At 47.8% G+C, this 8,169-nt stretch carries 10 protein-coding genes and 1 tRNA gene; 8 read left to right on the forward strand and 3 right to left on the reverse strand.

Features of this window, described 5'->3' with window-relative positions; translation table 11 throughout:
- The 4 genes from A3SI_RS21730 to A3SI_RS14050 all read left to right on the forward strand — a co-directional run.
- Window positions 1-472, forward strand: a 472-nt coding sequence (locus A3SI_RS21730) for an NAD(P)H-hydrate dehydratase (RefSeq protein ID WP_316929222.1), incomplete at its 5' end; no start/stop codon positions are given.
- The gene (locus A3SI_RS14045; RefSeq protein ID WP_162098467.1) at window positions 393-896 is read left to right on the forward strand and encodes an NAD(P)H-hydrate dehydratase; all 504 of its coding nucleotides are present in this window, start codon (window positions 393-395) and stop codon (window positions 894-896) included. The genes A3SI_RS21730 and A3SI_RS14045, both read left to right, overlap by 80 nt.
- A gap of 88 nt (window positions 897-984) precedes the next feature.
- Window positions 985-1,314: an MFS transporter gene (locus A3SI_RS22935; protein ID WP_316929223.1), complete on the forward strand. Its 330-nt coding sequence runs from the start codon at window positions 985-987 to the stop codon at window positions 1,312-1,314.
- A 61-nt stretch (window positions 1,315-1,375) separates the two neighbouring features.
- Window positions 1,376-2,203 carry an MFS transporter gene (locus A3SI_RS14050; protein WP_316929224.1) on the forward strand — a complete coding sequence of 276 codons (828 nt, stop codon included), beginning with the start codon at window positions 1,376-1,378 and terminating at the stop codon, window positions 2,201-2,203.
- Window positions 2,204-2,327: 124 nt separating this feature from the next.
- On the opposite strand, the gene asnS is transcribed toward A3SI_RS14050, so the two are convergent.
- Window positions 2,328-3,779: an asparagine--tRNA ligase gene (gene asnS / locus A3SI_RS14055; RefSeq protein ID WP_009056926.1), complete on the reverse strand. Its 1,452-nt coding sequence runs from the start codon at window positions 3,777-3,779 to the stop codon at window positions 2,328-2,330.
- Between the two features lie 173 nt (window positions 3,780-3,952).
- On the opposite strand from asnS, the gene rpoN reads away from it, so the two are divergent.
- Together rpoN and A3SI_RS14065 are read left to right on the forward strand one after the other, a co-directional pair.
- On the forward strand, window positions 3,953-5,410 hold the full coding sequence (gene rpoN / locus A3SI_RS14060; RefSeq protein ID WP_009056928.1) for an RNA polymerase factor sigma-54: 1,458 nt from the start codon (window positions 3,953-3,955) through the stop codon (window positions 5,408-5,410).
- Entirely contained in the window at window positions 5,410-6,036 is a 627-nt protein-coding gene (locus tag A3SI_RS14065) for a phosphatase PAP2 family protein (protein WP_009056930.1), read from the forward strand. Before rpoN ends, A3SI_RS14065 begins: the two co-directional genes overlap by 1 nt.
- Before the next feature lie 210 nt (window positions 6,037-6,246).
- Here A3SI_RS14065 and A3SI_RS14070 read toward each other — a convergent pair whose 3' ends face one another.
- Window positions 6,247-7,020: a porin family protein gene (locus tag A3SI_RS14070; protein ID WP_009056931.1), complete on the reverse strand. Its 774-nt coding sequence runs from the start codon at window positions 7,018-7,020 to the stop codon at window positions 6,247-6,249.
- 255 nt (window positions 7,021-7,275) lie between these two features.
- On the opposite strand from A3SI_RS14070, the gene A3SI_RS14075 reads away from it, so the two are divergent.
- Window positions 7,276-7,349 (forward strand) — tRNA-Arg (locus A3SI_RS14075).
- A 43-nt stretch (window positions 7,350-7,392) separates the two neighbouring features.
- Here A3SI_RS14075 and A3SI_RS18430 read toward each other — a convergent pair.
- Window positions 7,393-7,599 (reverse strand): hypothetical protein, encoded by a 207-nt coding sequence (locus A3SI_RS18430; protein ID WP_083836542.1) that lies wholly within the window; start codon window positions 7,597-7,599, stop codon window positions 7,393-7,395.
- Between the two features lie 172 nt (window positions 7,600-7,771).
- On the opposite strand from A3SI_RS18430, the gene A3SI_RS19065 reads away from it, so the two are divergent.
- Window positions 7,772-7,957 (forward strand): hypothetical protein, encoded by a 186-nt coding sequence (locus A3SI_RS19065; protein ID WP_040671031.1) that lies wholly within the window; start codon window positions 7,772-7,774, stop codon window positions 7,955-7,957.
- Window positions 7,958-8,169: the final 212 nt, after the last annotated feature.

The raw sequence follows: 8,169 nt of genomic DNA on the forward strand, positions 1-8,169 counted from the left end.
CGAGCATGCGCGTTTTGTGGGGAGCTGCACGTGTTGGACCTGCCTTTCGTGCTTCTTGCTGGGATCCTTTTCGGGGAGATTGCTTTTATGTTGGACGCGAGCCGCAGTTCGTGGGCTCCATCGGTATTTTGATCGTTTTGCACATAAAGGGAGCTATGGAAAGGTGCTGGCCATAGGAGGAAATGAGGGAATGGAGGGAGCGCTGAAGTTGACGACGTTGGCAGCTTTACGTACGGGCAGTGGCTTGGTGTATGCGGCCTCACCTGTGCAGGGATGGGCGCCGCTTAGTCCGGAAGTGCTCGTGGTGCCGTACACCCTATCGCCTGATTTTACGCGGCTGGATGCTTTGGCTATCGGGCCTGGCTTGGCAAAAATTCTCAGAGGCCGAGTGGTTGGGTTTTTTACAGCAGCTTCCCTTTCCAGTGGTTTTGGATGCGGATGCCCTGAATTTAGTAGCCAAGTATCCAGGTAGCAGGGCGCTTATTCCGAAGGGGAGTATCCTCACTCCTCATGTGAAGGAGTTTGAGCGTTTGGTAGGGCCTGCAGGGGATCAGGAAGAGCGGATTCAGCAAGCGAAGACTTTTGCGCAGGCGCATGACTGTATCGTGGTCGTGAAAGGGGCCCATTCCTTGATTGCTTTGCCGAATGGCCAAAGCTTCTTTAACAGTACGGGAAGTCCTTATATGGCGACGGCCGGAAGTGGGGATGTGCTCACGGGGATGCTGCTGGCTTTTCTGGGGATGGGCTACACGTCAGAGCATGCCGCCCTCTGTGGGGTCTTTTATCATGGCTTAGCGGGGGAGTTAGCGGGCGCTAAGCTGAAACGAGGAACGCTGGCTTCGGATATCATCGCGCATATTCCTGAGGCGCTTTTCCCGGATATAGAGGATGGCTGAGGGCTGATTTATGTAGCAACATGTAATTTTCTTTGGAGGCGAACTTTAGCAGGGAGGGAAAGGTTCTAAGGGAGGTGAACTTTTCCTTATGTCAAGAGAGAAACTTTTAATTTGGACGCTGGCGGCGATCAACTTTACGCATATCGTAGATTTTATGATATTGATGCCGCTGGGCCCTCAGTTGATGCGTATTTTTGAGATTACGCCGAATGCCTTTGGGCTTTTGGTATCCTCTTACACCTTTTCGGCAGGGATCAGCAGTTTCTTTGGAGCTTTCATTTTAGATAAGTTTGACCGTAAGCAGCTCTTGTTATGGGTGTTTGGCGGTTTTTTAGTGGGGACTTTAGCCTGTGCGCTGGCCCTAATTATGCTTTCTTGTTGGCGGCCAGGATCTTATCGGGAGTCTTTGGTGGCTTGACCTCGGCGCTTATTTTAGCGATCGTAGGGGACGTGGTGCCGGATGCCGTAGGGGGTATGCGATGGGTTTTGTGATGGCTGGCTTCTCGGTAGCCTCGGTATTTGGAGTTCCTTTTGGCTTGTTTATCGCCAGTCTTACCAACTGGCATGCCCCTTTTTTCTTTTTGGCGGGGGTCTCTTTAGTGATTTTGGTGCTGATCGTGCGCTTTGTACCGCAGGTACGGGGCCACTTAGAGACGGGCAGCACGCGTCCCAGTCCGCTACAGGTGATCCGCCGTGTTACGGGGAATCCGAACCAGATGAAGGCGATTACGCTAACGATCTTTATGATGCTGGGGCAGTTTTCGATTATCCCTTTTATTAGCCCGTATATGGTCGCGAATGTCGGATTTACCGATATGCAGCTGACTTATATTTACATGGCGGGGGGTGCGCTGACGATTTTCACGAGTCCTTGGGTGGGTAGGATGACGGATCGCCATGGCAAGGTTAAGATTTTCACCATCTTCATGGTGCTGAATTTACTTCCTATCGCGGTGATTACGCATTTGCCGGCCACTCCCATCGTGTATGCGCTGCTGATTACTTCGCTGTTTTTCGTGACTTCTAATGGGCGGATGGTGCCTGCGGCGGCTTTGATTACGGGGACAGCGAAGCCAGAAAATCGCGGCAGTTTCCTGAGTTTTAATAGCGCTGTGCAGCAGCTGGCCTCTGGGTTGGCTTCTTTCATCGCGGGTCTGATTATTATAGAAGGCGCAGACGGTAGCTTGATGCATTATGACCGGGTGGGATATTTTGCACTGTTCTTTAGTGTGTGTTGTATCCCTTTAATCCGGAGGATCCGAGAGGTGCCGGCGGGAGCACCTGCTGAAGTGGAAAAGAAGGTTTAGGGTTTCGGATCCGTGCAAGGCATAAAAAAGCCGATACAGGAGAACTGTATCGGGCTTTTTTAATTGTTTATGGGCCAGGTGTCTGCTTTGGGGCGCCCGCCCCAAAGTTTCTTTCTGGCAGGTTTTAAAATTCTGCGTTTCCGGGAGTACGTGGGAAGGCGATGACATCTCGGATGTTACTCATGCCGGTGACGAATAGTACGAGGCGTTCGAATCCGAGGCCGAAGCCTGCATGTGGGGTGCTACCAAAGCGGCGGGTGTCTAGGTACCACCACATTTCTTCTGTCGGGATATGCATTTCTTCCATGCGCTGAGTGAGTTTATCTAGGCGCTCTTCCCGCTGCGAGCCTCCCACGATTTCGCCGATGCCGGGGAATAGAATGTCCATCGCGGCTACGGTTTTGCCGTCTTCGTTTTGGCGCATGTAGAAGGCTTTGATCTCCTTCGGGTAATCGGTGAGTATAACAGGCTTCTGGAAGTGTTTTTCTACTAGGTAGCGTTCATGTTCTGACTGCAGGTCTACGCCCCAGTCTTCGACCAAGTACTGGAATTTTTTCTTTTTATTCGGCTTGGATTGTTTCAGGATTTCGATGGCTTCCGTGTAGGTTAGGCGTTCGAATCGGTGCTCTACGACCATGCGGAGGCGATCGAGGAGGCCAAGCTCACTGCGCTGTTCGGCTTTTTTCGTCTTTTCTTCTTCTGCAGCGCGCTGGTCGAGGAAGGCGAGGTCATCCGCGCAGTGCTCGAGGGCATAGGCGATGACATATTTAAGGAAATCTTCTGCTAGGTCGGCATTATCTTCTGCGTCGTAGAAGGCCATTTCGGGTTCGATCATCCAGAACTCTGCGAGGTGGCGCGTGGTATTAGAGTTTTCGGCACGGAAGGTAGGGCCAAAGGTGTAGATTTCGGATAGCGCTAGGGCCGCCAGTTCGCCTTCCAGCTGTCCGGAAACGGTAAGGTTCGTCTCTCTTTCGAAGAAATCCTCTTTGTAGTTGATGTGCCCTTCTTCTGTCAGGGGTGGGTTTTTCAGGTCCAGGGTGGTCACTTTAAATGTTTCTCCAGCACCTTCTGCATCGGAGGCGGTGATGATCGGAGTATGGATATAGAAAAATCCCTTATCGTTAAAGTATTTGTGTACGGCATAGGCCAGCGCATGCCGTACGCGGAACACGGCTCCGAAGGTATTCGTCCGCATGCGTAGGTGTGCGATTTCACGGAGAAACTCTAGGGAGTGCTTTTTCGGCTGCAGCGGAAATTTCTCTGGATCCGCCTGTCCGAGGACCTGCAAGGATTCGGCATGAAGTTCTGTGGCCTGCCCACTTCCTTGGCTTTCGACCACGCTGCCGGTCACGAGGATACATGCGCCGGTGCTGACCTGTTTGAGTAGTTCCTCGGAGATCGTCTGTGGATCTGCCACGATTTGGTAGTTTTGAATGCAGGAGCCATCATTTAATGCGATGAAAGTGACATTTTTATTGCTTCGTTTCGTGCGCACCCAGCCCATTAGTGTCTGTGTGGTCCCTGTCACTTCGCCCTGTAGCAAAGCCTTGATTTTAATTCTTTTGTTAAATGCCATAAAGATTACATGCTCTCTTTCGCAACAGCCCTCATGCCGCCACCGTTTACATAAGTGCAAAAAAACGATATAATACGCTTTTTATCAAAAATTTGATCTAATTTCCTAAATTTACATCTGGGAAGGGACTTTTGGCACGGCCCATCCATTCCATAAGCTTTTAAAACGCATATATGCAGAAATTACATTTAAGTCAGTCTTTATCTCAGAAGTTATCTCCTCAGCAAATTCAGTTTATCAAGCTGCTACAGGTGCCTACTGCCGAGCTGGATGCGCGCGTAGAGGAGGAGCTGGAGATTAATCCTGCCCTAGAAGAGGGGAAAGAGGAGTCTCCTGAAACTGCTGCCGATGAGTATGCTGAAGGTAATTTTGAGGAAGAGGGTAAGAAAGAGGAGCAGGACGTCAACTTAGAAGACTACCTCGGCGATGATTACGGGGGCTATAAAATGCAGGGGGATGGTAATTATAACCCGGACGAGGAAGATCGTGAGATTCCGGTGTCCAGCGCGATGTCTCTTCACGAACAGCTTCTCGTGCAGTTAAGCTACTTACGCTTAGATGAGCGACAGATTTTAATCGGAAAGCAGCTGATCGGGAGCATCGAGAACGATGGCTATATCCGTAGGGAGTTGGAAGCGATAATTAACGACTTGGCTTTTAGCCAAGGGGTAGAAACGGATTTGGACGAGGTGGAGGAGGTGCTGCGCAAAGTGCAGGCCTTTGACCCTCCCGGTATAGCGGCGCGCAACTTACAGGAGTGCTTGATTCTCCAGTTAGAGCGCAAGGAGCATCCAGAGGATCCTGAGATTGAAAATGCGATCGCGATTCTTTCTCAGTGTTTTGAGGAGTTCACGAAAAAGCATTACGAGAAAATTCAGCGCAAGCTTAATCTGGATGATGAGGCCTTGAAGGAGGCTGTCAATACGATTACACGCTTAAACCCTAAGCCGGGAGGTATTTCGGATGGGATGGTGCGGACACAGTATGTCATTCCGGATTTTATGCTGTCGCAGGTGAATGGAAAGCTTGAAATTAGCTTGAATAGTCGAAATGCTCCGGAATTGCGCGTAAGCCGCTCTTATGCCGACATGTTCGATGCTTATGACAAGAGTGATAAGAAGGACAAGAAGTTAAAGGAGACGGTTACGTTCGTGAAGCAGAAGTTAGATGCGGCCAAGTGGTTCATCGATGCGATCAAGCAGCGGCAGCAGACCCTACTGCGGACGATGCAGGCGATTTTAGACTATCAGTATGAGTTTTTTATCGATGGGGACGAAACAAAACTCCGTCCGATGATCTTAAAAGACATAGCAGATAAGATCGATATGGATATTTCCACTGTTTCTCGTGTGGCGAATAGTAAGTCGATCCAGACGGAGTTCGGTGTGTTTCCGCTCAAGTATTTCTTTTCTGAGGGGATAGCGACGGACTCTGGGGAAGATGTCAGCAACCGAGAGGTCAAGTCTGTGCTGCAGACATTAGTGGATGGGGAAGATAAGCGCAAGCCGCTTTCGGATGACAAGCTAGTGAAGTTATTAAATGATAAAGGATATAACATAGCGAGGCGGACTGTCGCCAAATATCGGGAGCAATTACATATTCCGGTGGCTAGATTAAGGAAAGAGTTGTAGTGCATAAGCGTATCGCCCATTTTATTTCGATCATTACGCAGCCGCTGTTAATGCCTACAGCGGTTGCTTTCTTTTTTATTCAGTTAGCTGGAAAAAACATTCAAGGGCTGTATATGCCTGTGTCGGTGTTTATGGGGCTGCTGTTTTTTACCACTTGTCTGGTGCCCGTCATCAGTATTTTTATCATGTGGCGTTCGGGACTGGTTAGTTCCCTGTCGATGGGAAGCCTTCAAGAGCGGCCACTAGCGTTTTCGATCATTAGTGTGTTTTATGTGATCGCGACTTACTTCTTTTATTACAAGACGCAGGTAGCGGTAGGGACGGTCTTTACGCTGGCAGTCATTACGATTTGTATATTACTGTTAACCTCGATTAGTTTTTTCTGGAAAATTTCTGCGCACATGACGGGGATTTCAGGTTTAATCGGAATCGTATTGGCGACTGCCGGGAATGAAAAAGTGGAGTCGGTCCTGCCGCTTGTGGCGACTTTATTTGTCTTAGCGGGGCTTACGGGAACGGCGCGTTTAAGCTTGCGTGTACATTCTCCTGCTCAGGTTTTGGCGGGATTTGTACTGGGCTTCGGTGTTTGTTATGCGGCATTCTATTATTTTGGTTCTTGGATTTAGGTTCAGCAAGCTGTTATTTTTTTATCGCTAAAGTTTAAGATCGACCGTATGCTACTAGCTCTGCGTTTGGGCTGAAATGAGAAAGACATCCAGTTGCGTGGATGTCTTTCGTGTTATCTGCTCCTAAAGTATACAGTAGTAAATCGATTACTTCGGTTTGGATGAGGGGATTGTTTGCTGTAGGCCTCTGCCCCTGTAGTGGGGGTAGCCCTAGAAAAGTGCTACCGATATACCAAAGTTGATCTGATTTGCTTCTGTATTTAATGGCCCTTGCCCTTCTCTCCAAATGTTATTTAAGCCATAGTAGCCCCAGAAGTTGAACCCAGGGAATGCGACACGGGTGTAGACCCCGTATCGGATAGGGTTTAGCCCGTAGTTTTGTCGGTCTTTAATTTGTCTTCTATTTCCATCGGGATCTGTGTAGGCTACCTTGGTATGTGCATTCATCAGAAGACCTACCTTCGCACCGACTGCGATCTTAAAGCTTCTGTTGTAATCACTTTTATTAAAGTGATAGCGGAATTCTAGTGGGATGTCAAGGTAGTTCGCGATGAAGTTGTTTCTTCTGATTTGGATATCATCTCCATATAAACCGCGAATAGAAGCAAGCATACTCGATTCGGGACCTAAGGTAGGGTTGGTCACGAAGGTACTGTCTGCACGTAGCGCCATGCGATCAGAGCCAATGCCAATACCTGGATTAAAGCTAAAGCCGGAACGTTCGCCGAAGATAGGGATGGGGTATTGATAGGAGACGTTTAATGTGCGAGAGGCAAAAAAGCGTGTATTGAGCTCTGAGGGTCTATTATTTAATAGATTAAAACCAAAATCAACAAATAAATCTCCCTTCAGATCAGGCCGTCCTCCGATAGGGGTTCTTTCGCGGGTTTTCTTTACGGCGTTTTCTTCGCTTTGTGTGGACTCTTGAGCGTATACAACACCTAAAAGCATACAAAATAAGGTAACTAGTGCTACTTTTTTCATGAACTGAATTATTTTCCAAAATTACGCGGGCTAAATTAGGAAATGATATGTGATTTTTTTGTCTTTTCCTCTTAAATCTTCTTAAGTCCATTAAGGTGAGGGTCGAGATAGTGAGTAAAGTACAGAAAAAGTTGAAAATTTATGTCCTTGATAGCGACCTACTTGATAATAAGATTACTTGATTTCGCTCATTTTTTTTGGTCATGGCTTTTGAGATTTAAAAATCCTGCCTACATTTGTACTCCAATCAAGGACGGCCTCGTAGCTCAACTGAATAGAGCACTTGATTACGGCTCAAGAGGTTTCAGGTTTGAATCCTGACGAGGTCACAAAAGCGGCGAATTTTTCGCCGCTTTTTTTATGCCCTGATCGTTAACCTGCGCGCAGAGTACCTGGGTGTCCTGGGCCATTATGCACGGCTTCTTGGATATCCTGAACTGCTTGCTTTTTGATTTCATCTAAAAGGACTGCACCAATAATAGCGGTCAGCGGGCCACCTACTACGAGATAGACGGAGGAGCCACCAGTTAAAGATCTCGCTTCGTTAGTGGATAAGGTAGAAAAATGTACGTTTGACATAAGTGAAAAATGTTGCGTGATGTACCTGTTGCGGGCCGGTACTTTACCCTAGCGTCTTCAAAGGTAGGGCGGTTCCGAATGAAAAAATGGACGGAGGAATTTATTTCGAAACTTTTCTCCTTTGTTTTCAGTTACTTGAACCGGGCTTAGATATTTTCTTTGATGTGGGGCCTTGCAAAACGAGAAAAAAGCTGCACCTTTGCAATCCCAAACGGGGGAAGCGGTTGAAAGAAACGGCACATGGACAGGCAAAGAAAAGGCGGATAGAAGTGCTTATGGGTGGTTTTCGGGTGTAGAAATACACGAGGAAACATCCTTTAAAGAGTTCTTTTATCAGCAGCCGAGAGCAAAAAAATAAATTTTTAATTTTTTGCTTGCCGAATGAAAAACTTTCTCTACCTTTGCAAACCCAAACGAGGGGAAACAAACAGAATGAGAGTACAGATGCTTCAGCTTAGGTGCTGGGAGCATTAACGAAGAGGAGACGCAAGGTTTTCTGATACGTTCTTTGAAGTGTTGTAAAACGAAACAAAAACATCCAAGACAATTTAGGTGAGATAATGTTTTACT

The sequence above is a fragment of the Nitritalea halalkaliphila LW7 genome, from assembly GCF_000265075.1.
Classification (GTDB): domain Bacteria; phylum Bacteroidota; class Bacteroidia; order Cytophagales; family Cyclobacteriaceae; genus Nitritalea; species Nitritalea halalkaliphila.